This is a genomic window from Hungatella sp. SL.1.14 (genome assembly GCF_024460495.1).
Lineage (GTDB): Bacteria > Bacillota > Clostridia > Lachnospirales > Lachnospiraceae > Hungatella > Hungatella hathewayi.
Map to the genome: position 1 here is coordinate 1 of NZ_JANFYJ010000397.1, position 297 is coordinate 297.

The following is a 297-nucleotide window of genomic DNA, read 5'->3' on the forward strand; positions in this document are numbered from 1 at the left end:
CCTCTTTATGCCGCGTATACCGGAAGCGATGAAGCGGCATAAAGAGGCCGACGTAATACAGAATCAGGCCCACCTCACCGGCCTCGGCCAGCCGTTTCGTCACAGCGCACTGCCGCTCCTCATCCTCTGGATTATTCATAAATCCGGTTATGACGATTTCGCTGCCATAGTATTCATCATTTCTAAAAAAAAGCATCCACCATCTGATCCGGATCGGCATACTCCAGCACGGACAGAGACGCCACGATGCGGGACAGGCCACCTTTTCCCGCCTCCACCCGCGCATTTCGCAGGGAG

At 54.9% G+C, this 297-nt stretch carries 1 protein-coding gene; it reads right to left on the reverse strand.

The genetic code is table 11. From position 1 onward, the window contains the following. Positions 1–196, reverse strand: a 196-nt coding sequence (locus NE473_RS31535; RefSeq protein ID WP_256265675.1) for a hypothetical protein, incomplete at its 3' end; no start/stop codon positions are given. Positions 197–297 lie beyond the last annotated feature (101 nt).